15 protein-coding genes are annotated in these 20,354 nt (G+C 75.4%); 4 read left to right on the forward strand and 11 right to left on the reverse strand.

Annotated features, from left to right (window positions below):
- Window positions 1–14: 14 nt before the first annotated feature.
- The 4 genes from CBOVI_RS00620 to CBOVI_RS00635 all read right to left on the reverse strand — a co-directional run bounded on the left by CBOVI_RS00620 (window position 15) and on the right by CBOVI_RS00635 (window position 5,329).
- Window positions 15–1,340, reverse strand: coding sequence for an esterase-like activity of phytase family protein (locus tag CBOVI_RS00620; protein ID WP_125187212.1), 1,326 nt, complete (start codon window positions 1,338–1,340; stop codon window positions 15–17).
- Between the two features lie 142 nt (window positions 1,341–1,482).
- Complete coding sequence (locus CBOVI_RS00625) at window positions 1,483–2,244, reverse strand: DNA-3-methyladenine glycosylase (RefSeq protein WP_125187261.1); 762 nt, start codon at window positions 2,242–2,244, stop codon at window positions 1,483–1,485.
- Complete coding sequence (locus tag CBOVI_RS00630) at window positions 2,241–4,550, reverse strand: FAD/NAD(P)-binding protein (protein ID WP_232625760.1); 2,310 nt, start codon at window positions 4,548–4,550, stop codon at window positions 2,241–2,243. The genes CBOVI_RS00625 and CBOVI_RS00630 overlap by 4 nt, the downstream gene beginning before the upstream one ends.
- On the reverse strand, window positions 4,547–5,329 hold the full coding sequence (locus tag CBOVI_RS00635; protein ID WP_125186161.1) for a hypothetical protein: 783 nt from the start codon (window positions 5,327–5,329) through the stop codon (window positions 4,547–4,549). Before CBOVI_RS00635 ends, CBOVI_RS00630 begins: the two co-directional genes overlap by 4 nt.
- A 41-nt stretch (window positions 5,330–5,370) precedes the next feature.
- Between CBOVI_RS00635 and CBOVI_RS00640 the strand changes: the two genes are divergently transcribed.
- Window positions 5,371–5,979: a GNAT family N-acetyltransferase gene (locus CBOVI_RS00640; protein WP_010264063.1), complete on the forward strand. Its 609-nt coding sequence runs from the start codon at window positions 5,371–5,373 to the stop codon at window positions 5,977–5,979.
- Window positions 5,980–5,988: 9 nt separating this feature from the next.
- Here the strand turns inward: CBOVI_RS00640 and CBOVI_RS00645 are convergent, their stop codons facing one another.
- From CBOVI_RS00645 to CBOVI_RS00655, 3 genes are all read right to left on the reverse strand, one after another.
- Window positions 5,989–7,611 carry a serine hydrolase domain-containing protein gene (locus CBOVI_RS00645; protein ID WP_125186162.1) on the reverse strand — a complete coding sequence of 541 codons (1,623 nt, stop codon included), beginning with the start codon at window positions 7,609–7,611 and terminating at the stop codon, window positions 5,989–5,991.
- Window positions 7,612–7,924: 313 nt separating this feature from the next.
- Window positions 7,925–10,060, reverse strand: coding sequence for an aldo/keto reductase (locus tag CBOVI_RS10800; protein WP_311711403.1), 2,136 nt, complete (start codon window positions 10,058–10,060; stop codon window positions 7,925–7,927).
- Between the two features lie 106 nt (window positions 10,061–10,166).
- Window positions 10,167–10,538, reverse strand: coding sequence for a DUF1304 domain-containing protein (locus CBOVI_RS00655; RefSeq protein ID WP_010267942.1), 372 nt, complete (start codon window positions 10,536–10,538; stop codon window positions 10,167–10,169).
- A 238-nt stretch (window positions 10,539–10,776) separates the two neighbouring features.
- Here CBOVI_RS00655 and CBOVI_RS00660 point away from each other — a divergent pair, with 238 nt between their 5' ends.
- On the forward strand, window positions 10,777–11,553 hold the full coding sequence (locus tag CBOVI_RS00660; RefSeq protein WP_010267934.1) for a TSUP family transporter: 777 nt from the start codon (window positions 10,777–10,779) through the stop codon (window positions 11,551–11,553).
- 75 nt (window positions 11,554–11,628) lie between these two features.
- Here the strand turns inward: CBOVI_RS00660 and CBOVI_RS00665 are convergent, their stop codons facing one another.
- Genes CBOVI_RS00665 through CBOVI_RS00675 form a run of 3 tightly spaced genes read right to left on the reverse strand, consistent with a single transcriptional unit; the run spans window position 11,629 to window position 14,833 of the window.
- Window positions 11,629–12,492, reverse strand: coding sequence for a LutC/YkgG family protein (locus CBOVI_RS00665; protein WP_083826028.1), 864 nt, complete (start codon window positions 12,490–12,492; stop codon window positions 11,629–11,631).
- The gene (locus CBOVI_RS00670; RefSeq protein WP_010267929.1) at window positions 12,489–14,012 is read right to left on the reverse strand and encodes a lactate utilization protein B; all 1,524 of its coding nucleotides are present in this window, start codon (window positions 14,010–14,012) and stop codon (window positions 12,489–12,491) included. The genes CBOVI_RS00665 and CBOVI_RS00670 overlap by 4 nt, the downstream gene beginning before the upstream one ends.
- Window positions 14,009–14,833 (reverse strand): (Fe-S)-binding protein, encoded by an 825-nt coding sequence (locus CBOVI_RS00675; protein WP_010267926.1) that lies wholly within the window; start codon window positions 14,831–14,833, stop codon window positions 14,009–14,011. Before CBOVI_RS00675 ends, CBOVI_RS00670 begins: the two co-directional genes overlap by 4 nt.
- A gap of 358 nt (window positions 14,834–15,191) precedes the next feature.
- On the opposite strand from CBOVI_RS00675, the gene CBOVI_RS00680 reads away from it, so the two are divergent.
- Window positions 15,192–17,501 (forward strand): acyltransferase family protein, encoded by a 2,310-nt coding sequence (locus CBOVI_RS00680; protein WP_010267922.1) that lies wholly within the window; start codon window positions 15,192–15,194, stop codon window positions 17,499–17,501.
- Between the two features lie 110 nt (window positions 17,502–17,611).
- Here the strand turns inward: CBOVI_RS00680 and CBOVI_RS00685 are convergent, their stop codons facing one another.
- Complete coding sequence (locus tag CBOVI_RS00685) at window positions 17,612–18,667, reverse strand: hypothetical protein (protein ID WP_183273689.1); 1,056 nt, start codon at window positions 18,665–18,667, stop codon at window positions 17,612–17,614.
- A gap of 132 nt (window positions 18,668–18,799) precedes the next feature.
- Here CBOVI_RS00685 and CBOVI_RS00690 point away from each other — a divergent pair, with 132 nt between their 5' ends.
- Entirely contained in the window at window positions 18,800–20,341 is a 1,542-nt protein-coding gene (locus CBOVI_RS00690) for a DUF2252 family protein (RefSeq protein WP_010264720.1), read from the forward strand.
- The last annotated feature ends 13 nt before the right edge of the window (window positions 20,342–20,354 follow it).

Here is a 20,354-nt window from a genome sequence, read left to right on the forward strand (position 1 = left end):
TGCCCACGCCGCGCCTACAGCCGCAGCGCGACGGTGTGCACGAGCGACCGCTGCGAGCGGCTGAAGTTGTCGTCCGTCGTGACGAGCAGCGTGCGGCGGCCGTCCGGCTGGTCCGGCCCCCACGTCATGCCCTCGATGTTGTCCGGGTTCTCGCCGTGCGGGGAGAAGTCCAGCAGCTCCTCCTTCTCCACGGTCACCTCCCGGCCGTCGAGCGTCGGCCGCCCGAGGACGTCCGTCGCCGCTCCGGGGCGTACCCGGTAGAGCTTCCCGCGCGTGCCCTGACCGGGGACGTAGCCGCGTTCGAGGGTGAGGAACGTGCCGTCGCCGACGGCGAGGATCTCCGTCGCCCCACGCCCGTCCGCGCCGGGGTCGGCGGGGTCGAGCTGGTAGGCGTACTCCGCCCGGGGCATGCCCGTCGCCGTGTCGTACACGGTGAGGCGGTTGCGGCTGTCCTGCTGCAGCGGCCCCTCGGTGAGGACGACCGCGCTGCGTCCGCCGTCGGTGAGGGTGAGGCCCTCGTAGGCCTGGTTGTTGCGGATGCCGCGTCCGGGGCCCGGCCGGTGGTACTCGGGGATCGTGTAGCTCAGCCGTGCCTGTCCGTCGGGGCCGGCGAGGGTGACCGCGGGGGCGATGCCCGCGTCGGCGTCGCCCTCCGAGCTCCAGAGCAGGTCTCCACCGGGGGTGACGCGGATGCTCTCCGGGTCGACGGTCCCGCGGGCGTAGGGCTTCCCGTCGGCGTCCGTGAGTGTCACAGGTGCGCCAATCGTGGCGGTGCCGGTGCCGCCGGTGGCCGTGCGCGGCAGCGTCAGCGGGTACGCCCGGGCCGGGCCCTTCTCCGACCGGTCGTCGCTGATGCCGATGTACCGGTCGCCGGCGATGCGGTCGATCCCGGAGATGCCGCCGAAGGGCGCGTCCGCCGCCGGCCCGTTGCCGTGCTCGACGGTCGACCCGGCGAGGTCGTGCGTGTCCACGAGCTCGGCGACGGGCCCCGCGGCCGGCGGCGTCGGTGTCTGCGGCCCGCCCGGGGTGGTCGCCCCGGGGTCGGGGAGCAGGCCGGGGGAGGACAGCGCCGGTGAGGACAGGGAGGGGAGGGAGGGGAGGGGGGACGACGACGCCACGCTCCCGCCGTCCCACGTCAGCGCGGCGGTGGACCCGGACGTCGACGGGGCCGGGGCTGGGGCCGGGGCGGTGGCGGGCGCCGCGGAGGCGGGGGCGGTGGAGAGGAGGACGGCGGCGGCGAGCGTGGCGGCCGTGGCGGAGAGGGACGCGGTGCCGGTCGCGACGCGGCGGGCGGGCGCGGGCGTCAGGGCGGCCGGGTGGCGCGGGGGCGTGAGGGTCATGCGGCCCAGTGTGCCGCACGAAGGTGGAGCGTCGGTGACGCCGCGGTGACGGTCCGGTGACGCCGGTCAGCGGCGGACGACGCCCCCGGTCAGCGCCACGGACAGCCACGGACAGTCGGGGACCGCCGCGGGTCGCCCCCGGTCAGCGGCGTGGGCGGCCGCGCGGCGTCGTGACCGTGGGGTCCCCCGGGATCCAGAAACGCAGCGGGGCCTCCCGGTTCCGCGAGATGCCGATGCGCGGCCCGGAGACGACCTCCACGTCCCCCGTCCGCGGGATGAGCGTGAACCCGTCGTCCGCGCCGGCCCCGCCCGCGCCGGCCCCGCCCGCGCCGGTTCCGTCCGTGCCGGTCGCGTGCGTGCCGAGGGCCACCGGCGACCCGTCGAGGTCGAGGTCCAGCCCCAGCGCCGCGCCGAGGTTCCCCGGCCCCCGCGCGAGGTTCACCGCGACCGGCCGCCCCTCGGGCTCCCCGGGGACCTCGCGCCAGCCGCGGCGGAGGCGGACGTCGTCGACCCCCTCGACGACCCTCCCCGCCCGGAGCAGCACACCGCCGCCGCGACCGGACGGCCAGCACACGATGTTCCCCGCGCGGTGGATGCCGTAACTGGCGTAGACGTACAGGTGCAGGGGCGGTCCGAACATCGTGCGGCAGCGGGGGGTGGGCCCGCGGTGGGCGTGGGAGGCGGGGTCGAGGTCGCCGAGGTACGCCTCGACCTCCGTGAGGACGACGGCGACGCGCCCGCGGCGGAGGGTCGAGCCGACGAGCAGGGGTGCGACCTCGTCGGGGGAGCGGGCGAAGTCGGCCGCGCGGAGCGGGGCGGACACCGGGGTCGACGCCGCGGGCCCGGTCGGCGGGCCGGGAACGGTGGGCTGCGGGGAGTTGTCCGGGGTCGACGACGCCGTCATGCGCCCGCGCCCCCGTCGGCCCGTCCGCCGTCGCCCGCCACACCGGGTTCCGCACCGGGGTGCGCACCGAGTTCGGCACCGGGTTCCGCACCGGGGTGCGCACCGAGCGCCGCGCGGAGGGCGCTCCCCGCGGCGGCGTCCGTCTCCCGGAGCATGAGCGGGTCCGTGCCCGGCACGGGGCTGACGGTCGTCCCCGCGCGGAGCTCCTGCAGCGGGATCCCCACGAGGTGCACGCGGGGGTCCGGGGTGCCGTCCGCGCCGATGACCCGGGTCGAGGGCAGGTCGACGTCCGGGGACCGCGTCGGCCGCCCGTCCGCCCCGGGCGTGAACGGGCGCACCCGCCCCGCCGCGACGAGCGCGGCGGTGAGCGGGTCGGCGGAACTGCGCACGTCAGGGGCGTGCATCCAGGCGTCGAGCAGCGCCGGCGCGGCGACGGGGTGGTCGCCGGTCGTCGGGGAGGTGAGGACGAACGCGGGGGCCTCCGGGTCCACGACGACCGTCGGGTGCGCCCCGGCGAACCGCACGACACCCGCGTCGACGAGCGCGAGGAGCTCCCGGGTGCGGAACGCCGGCGGGCCCGAACCGACCATCTGCCCGAACGCCGTCAGCCGCGCGACGGCCGGCCGGGACGCGGCGGTGTACCGCCCGGCCTGGCCGATGAGGTGCACCGGGGTGCGCGCCGCGCCGATGACGCGCAGCCCGGCCCGCAGCGCGCTGTCCCGCCCGGCGGCGGCCTCGCGGAGATCGTCGACGAGGCGGTCGCCGACCCACGCCGTGAAGTCCGCCACCGGGTCGGCGCCGGGGTCGGCGCCGGTACCGCCCGCCGCGCCGTCGCCCGGCCGGTACGCCCCCACGGGGTCCATGAGCGCGGGGATGTCGAGACACGGGAGGGCGGCGTCGTCCCCCGACCCGGACCCTCCCGCGGCCGGGCCCCCGACAGCCTCCGCGATGACCGCCCGGATCCCCGGGTCCCGGTGCAGGGACTCCGGGTCCCGCGCGGCGTCGATGACCGCCCGCGCCCGGTCCAGCAACGGCCCCGGGGTGCCGACGGTCGAGGTCAGCAGGGTGCGGAGGAACTCCTCGTGCGCGTCACGGACGACGGCGGGCCACACGCCCGTCCCGGGGTCCGTCGCGTCGAGACTCCCCGGCTCCGTGTCCGGGCCGCCCGGGCCGAACCGGTCCAGCAGGGCGGTCAGGCGCGGCATCGAGGGGGTCGGGGGCATCGCGCCGAACTCCGGTTTCGGGAGGAAGGGGTAGCCCCGGTGGGACGACGCCACGATCCGCGGTTCACGCCCCGACGGCACGTACCGCAGCCCGGAGCGGGCCGCCGCGTCCCGGACGAACCGGCCGCCCCGGCCGACGGTGAGCAGGGTGACGGCGTCGGTGAAGCCCATGCCGAGACCCCGGACGATGACCTCCGCGCCCGCCGCGAGGGAGGACAGGTCCTGGTCGACCGGGGTGCCCGGGCGGACCCACGTCAGCGGGGACGGGCGGCCGATCGCCGCGCTCATCTGCGCCGCCGAGTCGACGGTCACGGCGAGGAAGCGTTCCATCGCGTCGGGCTCGACCGGGGTCCAGCCCTGCGCGAGGACGGTCGCGTGGGCGGTGACGGACGTGCCGTCGGCGAGGAGGAGCGTGTCCGTGGTGGCGGGGGTGGGGGTCGCGGCGGTGGGGGTGTCCGTGGCGGGTGCGTCGGTGCCGGTGGCGGGCGCGTCGGCGTGGAGGTCCACCGCCCGGGAGCGGTGCACGCGGACGTCGACCCCGAGGGCGGCGAGACGGTCGACGGCCCGGTCCGGGCACCAGCGCAGGTAGCGGCCGTACAGGGCGCGCGGCGGGTGGGACCACGGGTGGAGGGCCGACGGGCCGTCGAGGCGCGCGGAGGGCGCGGCGGCATCGGGGGCGGCGTCGGGCTCCGCGGCGGATGCGGCGTCGGACCCGGTGCCGGTGAGACCCCGCGCGCGGGCCCAGGCGTAGAGCGTCGGCCCTTCGTGGACCGGGGCGGTGACCGACGCGCCGGGCTCGGTGAACAGCGTCACCGCGTCGGCGAGGGTGTTCATGCAGAGGATGTCCGGCTGGTCCGTGCGCCACACCTCACCGGCGCCGGGCTCGGCCGGGTCGATGAGGTGGACGACGAGCCGCGTGCCCGGGCCGGCCGGGCCGGTGGTTCCGGCCGAACCGGCCGACCCGGCGGACTCCAGGTGCGCGGCCAGGCGTTCGAGCACGGACACGCCACGCGGACCCGCGCCGACGACGGCGACGGACACCTCCCCGTCGGCGGGGCGGTCGAGGGGGGTCCGCGGGGTCACGCCTGGGGGCCGTTGAGGGGCACGAGGCAGGTGTCGGTCCCCCCGTCGGCGCCGAGGAGGGCGACGGCCACCCCGTTGAGGTCCGCGACCTGCGGGCCGTCGGACACGGTCACCGAGGACCGCCCGTCCGGGACGGTCGTGACGTGCTCCTCGGTCCGGCCGTCGCGGAACATGTAGGCGTAGCGCACCTGGTCCCCGGCGGAGCCGGTGTAGCGCAGCTCCGCGGGGCCGGAGCGGGAGGTGAGCGTCGCGCGGGAGGCGATGCACGAGCCGTTGTCGGCGGCGAGCGCGCCCCGGGTGTTCGTCGAGCCGGCGACCGCGGCACGGGTGTCCGCGCCGCCCGGCTGCCGGGTGGTCGACGCCCCGGCGTCGGGGGTCGTCGCCGTCGGGCGGTCGGCGGGGTCCGCCGTCGTCCGGGCGGAGCTGCCGGAGGTGCCGGCGCCGGCCGTGCCGGAGGTCGTCCGCGTGCCCGCCGCACCCGACTGTGGTGCGGTCGTGCCGGACGCGGTCGCGTCTGCGCCCTCGCCCTCGCCGCTGAGGGAGAGGGTGGAGTACTTCTCCGGGGAACTCAGCCGGTCACCGGGGCCGTCGGTGTCGCAGGCCGCCACCGACAGCGCGAGCGCGCCGCACACGCCCGCCGCGGCGAGGCGTCCGGCCGCCGCCCGGCGGGGCGTGCGGTGCGCCGCGCCGCGGCCGGCACCGCGGTCACGGCCGTGGTCCGTGGCCCGGGTCGCGGGGTCTGTGCTGCCGGTCACATGAGGCGTCCTCAAGGTACTCATGTGATCCAGCGTAGCAACGACCGTGACGTACCCTCGGGGCCATGGAGTGTGAGGTGGTGGTCCGTCCGGAGAACGACGCCGACGCGGAGGCCGTGCGGCAGGCCGTCACGGCGGCCTTCGCCGACGAGGGGTTCTCCGACGGCTCGGAGCCCGATGTCGTCGACGCCCTCCGGGAGGCCGGGGCGTTGACCGTGTCCCTCGTCGCGGAGGCGCCCGACGGCTCCGTCGCCGGGTACGTCGCCCTCTCCCCGGTGACGCTGTCCGCCGAACACCCCGCTGACCTGGAGGAACCGCTCGCCGACACGGGTGAGGGCGACGCCCGCCCGGCCGTCAGCCCGGACGGGTGGTACGGCTTCGGGCCCGTCGCCGTCGTCCCGGACCACCAGGGGAGGGGCCTCGGCGGCCGGCTCGTCACCGGGGCCCTCGACCGGGTGCGGGACGTCGACCCGCGGGCGCGTGGCGTCGTCGTCCTCGGGGACCCCGGGTATTACAACCGTTTCGGTTTCGCCCACCGCGAGGGGCTCACGTATCCGGGGGCACCGGTGGAGATGTTCCAGGCGAGGTTTCTCGACGACGACCCCTCCCCGCGCGACACCGGCTACCCCACGGGCACCGTCTCCTACCACCGGGCGTTCGCCACGGGGGTGTGAGCGCGCGGCTCACTGCGGCAGGCCGGCACCCGCCGTGGCGTCGGCGCCTGACCCGGACCAGCCGCCGCCCGACCCGGATGCGGCACCCGCGGCGGACGTGGCGTCGGCCCCCGACCCGGAGCCCGCACCCGCCGTGGCGTCGGCGTCCGTCCCCGCCCCGACCGTCCCAGGCCACCGGCGACCCCCGGTCGCCGTGTCCGTCGCCGCGACCGCGTCCCGCACGAGCTCCCGCATCCCCGAGTTCGCGAAACTCGCCCCCGGGGTGAACCCCTGGCGCACCACGACGAGCCGCCGCGACGGGACCACCGCCAGGTACTGGCCGTCGTGGCCGTCGGCCCACACCATGTCCACCGGCAGGTCCGGGAAGTGGGCCCGCCCGTCGGCCGCGCGGTTGACCCACCACCCGGCCCCGTACGGCGCGGTGCCGGTCCCGCCCGAGGACTCCGTCGCGCCCTCGCCGCCGGCCGGGTGCGTCGTGAACGACTCCCGCAGCCAGTCCCGCGGCAGCAGCCGCCGCGCCGCGGGCGCCGGGGAGGCCTCCCCTGTCGCCGGGTCGACGACGTCCGGCGCATCCGGGTCGACCACCCCGTCGTTGAGGATGAACTGGCCGAACTTCGCCCAGTCCCGTGGTGTGGCCATCATCCCCGACCCGCAGGCCAGGCCGCCCGACCGGTCGAACTCCAGCTCCGCGCTGGCCATCCCCAGCGGCCGGTACAGCAGCCGGTACGCCATGTCCGCGCCCATCCGCGTCCGGTCCTGCAGCACCGAGCACAGCAGCGCCGTCGTGCCCGTGCTGTACGTGCGGGTCGTGCCCGGGCGCGACGTCAGCGGCTTGTCCGCGACGAACGCCGCCTGGTCCGGCTCGTGGTACAGCAGCTCCGCCACGTCGCCGGTGAGCCCGTAGGACTCGTCCCACTCCAGGCCCGGGGTCATCCGCATGAGGTTGTCGACGCTGATCGACCGGCGCTCGTCGCCCTCGCCCCAGCCGGCCCACAGGTCGTGGTCGTCCGGCGAGAGGGTCGCGCCGGGCACCGCACCGGCGGCGACGCGGCCCGCCAGCGCATTGGTCGCCGACTTCGTCATCGACCAGCCCCGCTGGGGCGTGAATTCGTCGAACCCCCCGGAGTAGCCCTCGCCGACGACGGCACCGTCCTGCACGACGACGACCCCGCGGCTGCCCTCCCGGTCGAGGGCGGCGGCGACGGCGCGCTGCACGGCGGCGTCGGCCGGGCCCGTGAACGGCCGCACCGGCTGCGGGACACCCGGGGTCGTGCGCTCCGCCACCGGCGGCACCGGGTCCGTGACGGCGGGGCGGGAGTCCGCGACGACACAGCCGGACCCCGGGATGCGCCACGCGGTCGACGGGTACAGGCCCATCACCGACGCCGTCGCGGACTCCTCCTGCGCCTCGAAACCGGTGCTCACGAAGCCGTCGATGCTGTTCGGCGGCACATCCGGGGTGAAGTTGCCCTGGCCCTGGACGTAGCGGCGCTCGCACGCGGCCTTGGCGATGTACGCCGTCCCGGTCGTGGCGGTCGGCGCGATGTTCACCGCCACCGCGGTGCCTGTGACCAGGCCGACGACGACCACCGCCGCGCCGACGCCACCCGCGTACCTCACCCATCGCTTCATGGCGTACACCTTAGCCAACGGGTCGCCGCCGGCCCCCGGGGCGCGGGGCGGCGGCGGGTGGTGCGGTGTGGCGTTGTCGGTGACTGGCAGTGTCAGGTCAAAAAACCGCCCGAAATTGACCTGCAGCTGCCAGTTGCCGACATCAGCGCGGTGCCGGCGGGTGGTGCGGTGTGGCGTTGTCGGTGACTGGCAGTGTCAGGTCAAAAAACCACCCGAAATTGACCTGCAGCTGCCAGTTGCCGACATCAGCGCGGTGCTGGAGGGCGGCGATGTCGGTGACCGGCAGTGCCAGGTCGGGTGCGCGGGTCAGGTGTCAGCGGGCCCCGGGCGCGCCGGGGGCACCGGGGGCGCCGGGCGTCGTCGCGGTGAGCGTGATCGGTGCCCCGCCGGGCGCGGGGGTCCCGGCCGCCGGTGCGGTGTCGTCCGTGTCGTCGGTGTTCCCGGAGTCCGTGGAGTCCTCGCTGGTGTCGGGCTCGGTGTCCTCCGGGGACGACGCCGCGCTCCCGTCCCCGCCGGTCCCGGCCGTCTCCGTGGAGTCCGTGGTGTCGGCGTCGTCCGTGTCGGCGTCCTCGGCAGCGGCGGCCGTCGGCGCGGAGGGGGCGCTCGGAGCTGACGGTGCCGACGGCGCACCGGGCGCACCCGGTGCACCGGGGGCCGTGGCGGCGAGCGAGATCGTCTCGCCGGTCGCGGCGGCCCCCGACGCGGGCTTCTCTTCCGGCTTCTTCTCCGGCTTCTTCTCCGGCTCGGCGTCAGCCTGCGGCTTCTCGTCCGGCTCAGCGTCCGTCGGCGTCTCCTCCGCCGGCTCAGCGGCGGCCGACGGAGCTGCCGGAGCACCCGGAGCACCCGGGGCGCTCGGCGCGGACGGCGCGCTGGGTGCCGACGGTGCGGACGGGGCCGACGGTGCGGACGGGGCCGACGGCGCCGACGGCGCGCTCGGGGCCGACGGTTCAGCGGCGGCGGACGGAGCACTCGGCGCGGACGGGGCGGACGGTGCCGACGGCGCACCGGGCGCACCCGGTGCCCCCGGGGCGCTGGCGGCGAGCGAGATCGTCTCGCCGGTCGCGGCGGCCCCCGACGCGGGCTTCTCCGCCGGCTTCTTCGCCGGCGTCTGCTCCGGCTCGGCGTCAGCCTGCGGCTTCTCCGCCGGCTCCTTCGCGTCCGCCGTCTCCTGTGTCTCCTGCTTGTCCTGCTCCGGGGCGTCGGCCGGGTCGTCGGCGGCGTCCTTCTCGTCGGCGTCGGGCTCGGCCGCGGCTTCGGGGGACTCGGCCTCGGCTCCCTGCTTCCCGTCGGACGTCTCCGCGCCGGCCTTGTCCGCGTCGCCCTTCGCGTCGGCGGTCTTCGCGCCGGCCGCCTTCCCACCGGACTCGGCAGCGTCGTCCTTCTTCTCGCCGGCCTTCTTCTCGCCGGCCGTCCCGCCGGCCTTCTCGTCAGCCGTCGTCCCGTCGGCCGTCGTCTCGCCGGCGTCCGGCTCGTCCTCCGGCTCCTCGTCGAAGACCGCGAACGCCGCGGAGGCGGCGTCGAGATCCTCGACCTCCGCCGTGGTGAGCCGGACCGTGTCGACCGCCATGAGCGCGGACAGCTGCCGCAGCTCGCGGGCGGACGCGATCGGCGCCGTCGCCCCCTTCGCGCGGAGCCACGCCAGCGCGACCGTGGACATGCCGGGGCCGGTCGACCAGCCGCCGCCGTACTTGTTCGCCATGCCGATCATCGCCCAGATGACCGCCAGACCGTCGCTGTTGACGTACTGCTTCACCCCGTCCTTGCGGTCGCCCTTGACGTCGGACTCCTCGCGGTACTTCCCGGTGAGGAATCCACTGGCAAGGCCGTAATAGGGGAACACCGCGACGTCGAATTCCTCGACGATGGGCCTGATGTACTGCTCGTAGTCCTTGCGGTGGACGAGGTTGTAGTGGGGCTGCACAGCGACGGGGAGGGTCGCACCTGTGTCCCGCGCGACCTCGAAGAACCGGCGCATACGCTTCGGGGAGTAGTTCGACAGGCCGATGTTCCGGACCTTGCCGGAGTCGAGGAGCGCCTGCGATGTGGCCACCTGGTCCTCGATGGAGGTGTCCTCGTCGTCAAAGTGGAAGTAATACAGGTCGATGTAATCGGTGCGGAGTCGCTCGAGGGACTCGTCGAGGGCGGCCATGACATTCTCCCGGGCCAGCCCCTTCCGGTCCGGCTTCGCACCGACCTTGGTCGCGACGACGACCTTCCCCCGGGTGCCCCGCTCCGCCATCCACTCGCCGATGATGGACTCCGACTCGCCGCCCTCGTTGCCCTTCGCCCACACGGAGTACACGTCCGCGGTGTCGATCATCGAGCCCCCACCTGCGACGAAAGCGTCGAGGATGCGGAAGGACTCCTCCTTGTCCGCGGTCCACCCGAAGGTGTTGCCGCCGAGCGTGAGGGGGAACACGTCCAGGTTCGTGCGGGGGATACGGGCCATCGGTCGTCTCCTTGGGTCGTGGGTCAGGTGTGCCGGTCAGGGTCCATTGTCCCCCATCGGTCCACGCGGTGTGACGCAGGCCTCAGTGGGGGAGGGGGTGCCGGGGTCAGGCCGCGAGGAGGGCGACGAGCGCAACCAGCGGCATGACGCCCTGCACCACCGCGGCGCGCATCTTGTCCGGCGAGGACACCCCGAGGACGACCGCCGCCGCGAGCATCGACCCGCACCCGGCGGTGAGCAGCGCCGTCGACACCGCCGGCGCCGCGGCCCACAGCACCATGCCCGCCAGCGTGACCACCGCGAGGAACAGGTTGTAGAACCCCTGGTTGAACGCGAGCGCCTTCGTGGCCTCGGCCTCCTCGGGCGTCGTCCCGAACACCGCCCGCGCCCGCCCGGTCCACAGGACGCTCTCCAGCACGAAGATGTACACGTGCAGGATCGTGGCGAGGGCGGCGGCGACGAGGACGACGACAGACATGGCGCGGCTCCGGTTCATCGGGTGAGGGGTGACGCGGGCCAGCCTACCGACGGGGTGCGGTGGTGCCGCGGGCGTCGGGTGGGCGTCGGGTGGGGTGGTGGGAGGGGACGACGGACGGGGTGACGGGCGGGCGTCGAACACCGCCGGTGACGGCCGGGACCCCGCTATCCTCCCTGACGGAGGCGGTCCGACCCCCGCCCCGCCGAGCTGTCCCCCTCCCCGCCAGGAAGTGTGCCCCGTGTCCGTCCCCGTCATCTCCGCCCTGCTCATCGGGTCCCTCGCCGCCGGCTGGGTCGACGCGGTCGTCGGCGGCGGCGGGCTGATCCTCATCCCGCTCATGCTCATCCTCAACCCGGGGATGTCCACCGCCCAGGCCCTCGGGGTCAACAAGGTCGCGGCGATCGCCGGGACCGCCAGCTCCGCCGCGGTGCTGGTCAGGAAGGTCCCGTCCGCGACGCGGGCGCTGCGGTACGTGCCGCTGGCGCTCGTCGGGTCGGTCGCCGGGGCCCTGGTCGCCTCGTCCGTCGACAGGCAGATCATGCGCCCGGTCATCATCGTGCTGCTGGTGGCCGTCGGGCTGTTCATCCTCCTCCGGCCGTCCTTCGGCCGCGGCGGCGCACCGTCGGCGGCCCGCCCCCGCGCGCGGGCCCTGCCGGGGCTCACCGCACTCGTCGCCGCCGTGAGCGTGTACGACGGCGCGTTCGGGCCGGGCACCGGGCTGTTCCTCATCCTGGGGGTCACCGGCCTGGTCGGCGGCGACTTCATCACCGCCGCCGCGTGGGCGAAGGTCCTCAACGTCTCCACGAACCTCGGCGCGCTCGTCACCTTCGCGGTGCAGGGGGAGGTGCTGTGGCTGCTCGGCCTGGGGCTGGCCGTGACGAACGTGATCGGCGCGCAGGTCGGTGCGCGGATGGTGCTCGGCCGCGGGGTCGGGTTCGTGCGCGCCGCCATCCTGGTCGTCGTCGTGGTGATGGCGGTGAAGCTCGCGTACGACCAGGTCGTCGGCGCGGGGTGACGGGCGCGGCCGGGCAGCCTCCGTCCCCGGGGGCCGCGGGAGGTGCCGGCCGCCGGGTGACGGCGGGGCGGCGCGTCACCCGGCGATGACGACGTCCAGCGTGCGCGGGCCGTGCACCCCCTGGACGCGGATGAGCTCGATGTCCACCGTCGCGCTCGGCCCGGAGACGAACGTCATCGGCTGCCCGTCGAGGCCCTGCCCCGTGAGCCGCCGGAACGCCTCCGGCACGATCTCCACGATGTCGTCGACGTCCACGACCACGACGTGGTGGTCGGGGACGAGCGTCGTCGCGCGCCGCCCGGACAGCTCCCCGACCAGCACGATCGTCCCCGTGTCCGCCACCGACACCGCCGAGCCGGTGACCACCGCGTCCACGCTGTTCACCGTGTCGACGTCCAGGGGCCGCTCCCGCGAGTCGCGGATCACCCGCACGGGGACCCCGTCGCCGTCGCCGGTGACCTCGGCGAACCACTCCGCGGGAACCGCGTCCGGGGTCACGACGGTCACCTCCCCGGCACCGCCACCGTCCTCCCGCGTGGCGCCCCCGCCGCCGTGCCGCTCCCGGAGGAACGCGGCGACCGCGCCGGCCACCCCGTCCGCGGGGACGCGCCGGACCGTGGCGTCGTAGTCCTCCAGCCGGTCGATGAACAGGTCCACGAGCTCGTCACCGGTCAGCGAGCCGCTGCGCCGGTACTCCCGGGGGATGTCGCCCGCCGGGGGAGGGGTGGCGTCGTCCCCCCTCCCGAGGGCGTCCCGCACCCGGGCGAGGATGACCTCCCTCGCCCCGGCACCAACCCCGGCGGCGGCACCCGCTCCGGCACCAACCCCGGCACCAACCCCGGCGGCGGCACCCGCTCCGGCACCAACCCCGGCACCAACCCCGGCGGCGGCACCCGCTCCGGCCCCGGCCCCGTGGCCGCTGTCCGTCCGTCCACTCATCGCGTCCTGCCTTTCCACCAGCTCCTGAACGACTCCTTCGGCGGCTGCGGCACGTCCCGCGACCCCGTCCACTTCCCGGCCACGCCCGGCAGGTTCCACAGACCCGCCGCCGGCGACACCTTGTTGACCAGCGGCAACGCCCGCTCGGCCGCGGCCATCCGCCGGCCGTCGGACATGAGCCACTTCGCACCGGTCAGTGCCGCGTCCAGCTGCGTCCGCGGCACCGCCGACCCGTGGTTGACCTCCTGGTCCTGCGCGCGCAGCCGGGTGAGCATCTCCGGGATGTTGATCTTCACCGGGCAGGCGTCGTAGCAGGACCCGCACAGGGAGGAGGCGTACGGCAGGGACCCGTTCTCCGCCTCGTCGACCCCCGTGAGCAGCGGCGTGAGGATCGCGCCGATGGGCCCCGGGTAGATCGACCCGTAGGCGTGGCCGCCCGTGCGCTCGTACACCGGGCACACGTTCATGCACGCCGAGCAGCGGATGCAGTGGAGGGCCTGGCGGCCGTCCGCGTCCGCGAGCGCCCGGGTGCGGCCGTTGTCGAGGAGGACGACGTGCATCGACCGCGGCCCGTCGCCCTCCGTCACCCCGGTCCAGAAGGAGCTGTACGGGTTCATCCGCTCGCCCGTCGACGACCGGGGCAGGAGCTGCATGAACACCTCCAGATCGTCGACGGTGGGGATGAGCTTCTCGATGCCCATGACGGTGATGAGGGTCTCCGGCAGTGTCACGCACATGCGGCCGTTGCCCTCGGACTCCACGACGGACAGGGTGCCCGTCTCCGCGACGCCGAAGTTCGCGCCGGACACCGCGACCTTCGTCTCCAGGAACTTCCGCCGCAGGTGCCGGCGGCTCGCCTCCGCGAGGTGCTCGGGGTCGCTGTCGAGGTCCGGGTCGACGTCGTCCATCCCGTTGAGGAAGATCCGGCGGATCTCCTCCCGGTTGCGGTGGATCGCGGGGACGAGGATGTGCGACGGCCGGTCCCCGCCGAGCTGCACGATGAGCTCGGCGAGGTCGGTCTCGTAGGCGTCGACGCCGTGCTCCGCGAGGTGCTCGTTGAGCCCGATCTCCTGCGTCGCCATCGACTTGACCTTGATGACCTCCCGGCGGCCGTCGGCGGTGAGCGGCGCGTGCTCCTCGACGAGCCCGGTGATGATCCGGTTCGCCTCGTCCGCGTCGCGCGCCCAGTGGACGTGCCCGCCGCGGGCGGTGAACGCCTCCTCGAACTGCACGAGCAGTTCGGGCAGCCGGGCCATGACGTCCTGCTTCAGCGCCGAGCCCGCGTCGCGGAGCGCCTCCCAGTCCGGCATCTCGGCCACGCGCGCCGCCCGCTTCGCGCGGATGGTCTGCGTCGCGTGCTGGAGGTTGGACCGGAGCTGGATGTTCCCGAGCTCGTGCCGGGCCACCTCCGGGAAGGGATGGGTCTCGACGAGCTGTCCCCGGCCCGGCACCGTCGGCGTCCCGAGGACCGTCCGCGTGCCGTGCGTGTGCCGGGGGGTCGTGTCCGTCCGCGTGCTCACCGCAGCGCACCCCCCGTCACGGCCGCGCCCTCACCGGGCAGCAGCAGCGGCGCCTCCTTCGTCGAGGCGAGGATCCGGGCGAGGTGCACCGCCGCCGGGACGTCGCCCTCCCCGGGCACGAGCCGGTGCGTGCGCGACAGCCCGCCGCCGATGTGCATGAGGCAGCTCACGTCGCCGCCGGTGCAGGCGTCCGCGCCGGTGGCGATGATCGCCTCGACCTTGTCGCCGAGCATCGCCCCGGACACGTCCGGGTTCTTCACGGAGAACGTCCCGCCGAACCCGCAGCAGATGTCCCCGTTGTGGATCTCCCGGACCGCCAGGCCCTCGACCGAGGCGATGAGGTCACGCTGCCGGTCACCGAGCCGGAGCAGGCGCATACCGTGACACGACGGGTGGTAGGCGACCGTGTGCGGGAACCAGCTGCCCAGGTCACGCGCGGCGTCGGTGACCCCGCAGATGTCCGTGAGGAACTGGCACAGTTCAAAGGTGCGGGAGGCGATGTCCGTCGCGCGGGAGGCGAGGGACGGGTCACCGTTGTACTCGGCGATCATGGGGTGCTGGTGGCCGAGCGACGCCACGCACGACCCGCTGGGGGCGACGGCGTAGTCCCAGTCCTCCTCCTCGAACGCGCGGACGTGGTTGCGCACCACCGGGTAGGCGTCGTGGAACTTCCCGGAGTTGATGTGCATCTGGCCGCAGCACGCCTGGCGTTCCGGAAAGGTGACCTCGTGGCCGAGTCTTTCCAGGATGCTGACGGTCGCCTTCGCCACCTCGGGGTACATCGCGTCGACGATGCACGTGGCGAACAGGGCTATTCGCATGGTCGGCTCCTCGGAGCAGTCGTTGCAGTCGTGGGATCGGATCCGTCGGGATCGACGGTGCGGCGGGGCCGGCACCGGGACCGGGGTCAGTCGGTCACCCACCGTTCTACCCCTCGGTCCGGACGGGGGCCCTCGACCGGCCACCCGGCCCGACCCGGCCCCGTCGTCCCGCCCCCGGGCCCCGCCCCCGTCCCACCCGCCCCGGCGACCCGGCCCGGTGCGGGCACTGTCACGCGCTGGGGGTAGGATGTCCCCGTTCCGGGGGCCTCCCGCTGAGCCGGACGCAGACCCCAGGTCGGCCCGCACCGTCACGACCCCCACGGCCAGTCACAGCGAGACAGGATCGGACGCCCACGTCATGACCGCTTCCGCACACCGGCTCCGCCGGGGGACCGGATCCCTCCGGCGCAGCACGTCGCACCGCACGGACATCGACGGCCTGCGCGGCTTCGCCATCATGCTCGTCGTGCTGTTCCACGTGTACGTCGGCCGCGTGTCCTCCGGCGTGGACGTCTTCCTGCTCGTCGGCGGCATCTTCTTCTTCGCCCCGCAGCTGCGCAACGCCGTCGACCCGCGGGGCACGACCGTCCTCCAGTCCGTCATCCGGCTCCTGCGCCGGCTCTTCCCCGCGCTGGCCGTCGTCGTCGCCGCGACCGTCGCCCTCGGCACCCTCGTCCTCGACGAGGTCCACTGGCGGTCCCTCGGCGCGGAGGCCGTCGCGTCCCTGACCTACCGGCTGAACCTCCACCTCGCCCACCGGGGCCAGTCCTACGCCGCCGTCAGCGACGAGGTCAGCCCCCTCCAGCACCTGTGGTCGATGAGCGCGCAGATGCAGGTCTACCTCGCGTCCCTCGTCGTCATCGTGCTGCTCGGCTGGTGCGAGCGGCGGTTCGGGTGGCGGCGGCACGTCGCCCGCGGGGTGCTCGTCGGCGCGACGGTCCTGTCCTTCGTCTACGCCGCCTGGCTGCACGGGGTGAACCAGGACGACAACTACTTCTCCCCGGTCGCCCGCTTCTGGGAGATCGGTCTCGGCGGGATCTTCGGCCTGTGGCTCATGCACGTCGTCGCCCCCCGGGCGGTGCGCCAGGTCATGGGGGTCGTCGGCCTCGCCCTCATCGTCGGCACCGGCCTCTTTCTCGACGGCGCCCGTCAGTTCCCTGGCCCGTGGACACTGGTCCCGCTGTGCGGTGCGATGCTCGTCGTCCTCGCCGGCAACCACTGGGAGCCCACGCCGCCGCCGACCGTCGCGACCGCCCTGCTGGAGTCCCGCGCGTTCCAGACCCTCGGGCGGATCAGCTACGCCCTCTACCTCTGGCACTGGCCGATCCTCGTCCTCCTCACGACCGCCTTCGGCCGGCCGTCGTTCGACCTCACCGTCGGGTTCCTCGTCATCGTCCTGAGCCTCGTCCTCGCGTACGTCACGCACCGCTGGGTGGAGGTGCCGCTCCGGCAGGGGCGGCGGCCGCGCCGCTCGTGGGTCGTCGCGGACGCCGCGTACCTGCGCGACGCCTGGCGCGCGCAGGGCAAGGCCACGGGGGCGGCCGTCGTCGTCCTCCTCGCGGTGCTCGTCCTGGCCTTCCCCGTCGTCCACACGACCGTGCAGACGCGGACGAGCCACCAGCTCGACGCCGAGAGCCGCGACGCCGCCCAGTACCCGGGCGCCCGGGCGTTCCTCGACGACGCGCCCGTCCCCCCGGTCAAGGACGTCGTGCCGCTGATCTCGAACGTCGAGAACATGCTCCCCGCGACCCAGGCCGACGGCTGCTTCTCCGAGTTCGACGGCACGGACATCGTCCTCACCCACGACATGAACCGGGGCGACACCCCGTGCGCCTACGGTGACCGCTCCTCCGACCGGACGCTCTACCTCGTCGGCGGCTCCCACTCCGAGCACTACCTGCCCGCCCTCGACATCATCGGCCGGGCCCGCGGCGTGAAGGTCGTGCCCCTGCTGAAGATGGGGTGCGTCCTCGGCGTCGACCTGCCCCGGTTCACCGGCGAGGCGTACCCGGAGTGCGCCCGGTGGCGCGCGGACGTCGAACGGTACATCCACGACAACCCGCCGACGCAGGGCGTGTTCATGACCTCCACCCGGCCGACGACCCTCCAGGGCAACGGCCCGGACCTCGTCCCCGAGGGCTACCGGGAGGCCGTGCGCCGGCTCACCGGCTGGGGCATCCACACGTGGGGGGTGCGGGACACCCCGTGGCTCATGGCCGGGTGGCGCGAGCAGAAGGACGGCCGGGCGTGCGTCGCCGCCGGTCGGGGCCCCGCGGAGTGCGGGACGCGGCAGGACGCCGCCCTCGCGCCGGTCGACCCGGCCCCCGCGGCGTACGCGGGGCTGGACATCACGACCCTCGACGTCACCGACGCGCTGTGCCGGGACGGGGTGTGCCCGGCGGTCATCGGCAACGTCCTCGTCTACCGGGACACGCAGCACATGACCTCGACGTTCGCGGAGACCCTCGCCGGGGAGCTCGACCGCCGGACCGACGGCCTCGGGACCGGTGCGGGGGCCGGGGTCGAGGGGGACGACGCCGCCCGGCACGGGGACGACGGCCGGCGGCGGCCCGACCCGGGCGCGGAGATCGTCGTCGCCCCGGAGGAGTTCCTGGAGCAGCAGCGGGACGCCGACAGCGCCCGGGAGGACGCGCGGCACGCGCAGTAGGACGCGGGGGCTAGTCGGCAGGGCAGGGCCTGGCGGGGTGGGCCTGGTGGGGAGGGCCTGGCGGGCGGCGCGCGCGGTAGTGCGGGTGCCGGCGGGCTGGCGCGCGGGGGCTAGCGCGCGGCGGCGACGGCGCGGGCGAAGGCCTCGGCGCTGCGGGCGTCGTCGAAGATCCCGAAGTCCACCTCGATTCCGCGGCGGCGGTCGACGAGGCTGACCTCCCCCTGGTCGTGGGCGCGGACCGCGATCCACCGGGAACTGTCGTCCTGCACGACCTTCCCGTCGGCGGCCCGGCCGCGGGCGCCGTGCCCGGGCGCGCCGGGGCCGGCCGCGGTGAGGAACGTGTCCCGCCGGTGGTCGGCCCAGTCCCGGTCGCGGATGAACCGCACGACGTGGTCGGACAGCGCCGTGCCCGGGCGGCCCGTGCACTGCACCGCGCGGGCGGTGCGCTCGGCGGGGCGCGGGCGGGCGGTCCCCGACGCCGGGGCCGCCGACGTGGCCGCGACCTGCGACGACGGGGCGGCCGACGTGGAGCCGGCGTCCCCGCCGGTCGGTGCCGCCGCGCCCGCCGCCGCGCCCGACGTCGCGGCCGCCGTCCCGCCCGCCGCGGACGTGGCCGCGACCTGCGAGGTCGTGGCGGCCGCGGGCTCACCGTCCGTCGCACCGCCGACGGCCTCGATGGTGACGTCGCCCTCCCGGCAGTCGTGGAGGAGCTCCGCGACCGGGCGGGGCAGCGCGCCGAGGGCCGGGTCGCGCAGGGACCCGTCGAGGCCGGTCGACGCGCCGGGCGAGGTCACGAGCTGCCCCGCCGGCACGTCCGGGCCGGGACCCGTGGGCGTCGCGGGCGCCGCCGCGGACGGCCCACCGGGGGCACCGCCCGCGCGCCCGCCGCCGTCGAGGGCGGCGTCCCGGCTGTCGGCGTCGTCCCCTCCGTCACCGAGGGCGAGGAGCACGGCGATGACGACGAGCACCACGACCGTGACAGTGACGACCGCCCCGAAGAGCACCGTGAGCGGCCGCACGCGGCGGCGACCCCCCGGGGTCGCGGACCCCGCCGGGGCCTCCGGTGTCGCGGACCCCGCCGGGACCTCCGGTGTCGCGGACCCCGCCGGGACCTCCGGTGTCGCGGACCCCGCCGGGACCTCCGGTGTGCCGTCCTGCTCCGTCATGGGGCCTCCTCCACTCCTCGACGCTGCGCGGGGAACTGCATCCGTGAGCAGCATAGCCAGCGGCGGCGGGGGCGGGCCGGCCAGGGGGCGCGTCGGAGGGGTCGGGGCCGGGGCGGCGGTAGACTCCGCGGCATGAGCTCTGACACGGCGGACAGCGCACACCGGGCGGCACGTGGCACAGCACGCGGGGACGGCCCGGACACCGCCGCCCCGCGGTTCGCCGAGGCCGTCCGCCACCTCGACGTGAGCAACGGCTCGGTCCCCGCGCACATCGACCGCGCCGCCGCGTTCGCCCGCTTCGCCCGCGCGACCGGCCGCGGCGCGGTGACCGTCGCCCCCGTGCTCCTCACCGGCCAGGCCCGACGCCAGCACATCCGCAACACCGTCCTCGAGGACCACCGCGTCCGCCTCCACGTCGTCCCGGACGCGGTGGAGGACAAGCTCGACGACCTCGTCGACGACCCCTTCGCCTTCTTCCGCGGCACCGCCCTGCTGTACTACCGCGACCACGCGGGCACGGACGCGCACCTGGCGACCGTGCCGTCCATCGGCGACGTCCACCCGGAGAACTTCGGCATCATCCCCGGCGCCGACGGCGAACCGCTGTTCAGCGCCAACGACTTCGACGAGGCGTGGCCCGCCCCCTTCACCTACGACGTGTTCCGCGGCGCGGTCGGCTTCGCCCTGCTGGTCGAGGCGCAGGGGCGCAAGCCGTCGAAAAGGAGGAAGGTCGCCCGGGACTTCGTCCGCGGGTACATCCGGGGCGTGGAGGCGTGCCTGTTCGACCCGGGGGAGATCGACGCGCGCGTCACCGCCGACAACGCCCCCGGGTGCCTGGAGCCGTACTTCCGGAAGGCGTCGCGGAGCCGCGGCCGGTTCCTGCGGAAGAAGGTCGACCCGGAGACCGACCGGTTCCGGCACACCGACCGCATCACCCCACGCCCGGAGCTCGTCGACGTGCTGCGGCCCGTCGTGGAGGAGTACGCCCGCCGGGTCCGTCCGGCGGGGAGGCCGGAGGGGTTCTTTGAGGTCAGGGACGTGGCCACCCGGTCGGGCAGCGGCACGGCGAGCCGGGGGCTGCCCCGGTTCTGGGTGCTCGTCCGGGGGTGGGACGACGCCGCCGACCAGCGGGTCATCCTGGAGTTCAAGCTCTCGCGCGCGTCCGCGATGCAGGGGCTCGTGCCGGCGGACCCCCGGAGCACGATGCCGCCGGCGGAGCGGATCGCGAAGGCGTTCACGGCGTTCGTCGGCGACGGTGACCCGTTGTACGGGCACGCGGACATCGACGGGCTGAGTTTCCTCGTCCGCGAGCGCAGCCCGATGAAGGTCAACGTCGACGCCGAGGACATGTCCTACCCCGACCTGCGCGAGTACGCCGAGCTGTGCGGGCAGTTGCTCGCGCGGAAGCAGGCGCGGGCCGACCGGGTGCTCCGGGAGGCGGGGGCTGCGTCCGGCGGCGCGGGTGCCGGGGCTGCGTCCGGTGGCGCGTGCGGGCGCAGCATCATGGAGCGGATCGCGGAGCAGATCCACGCGGCGGTGTTCCTCGCCGACGCCGAGGAGTTCGTCGAGGAGCAGGTCGCCCGCGTTCTCGAGGACCACCGCCTGTTCAGCGAGGACGTCGAGCGCGGGGCGTTCCTCAACATCGACGCCACCGGGTGGGGCGAGGGCGACTGACCGCGGCCCGCCG

It is taken from the genome of Corynebacterium bovis DSM 20582 = CIP 54.80 (genome assembly GCF_030408615.1).
Lineage (GTDB): Bacteria > Actinomycetota > Actinomycetes > Mycobacteriales > Mycobacteriaceae > Corynebacterium > Corynebacterium bovis.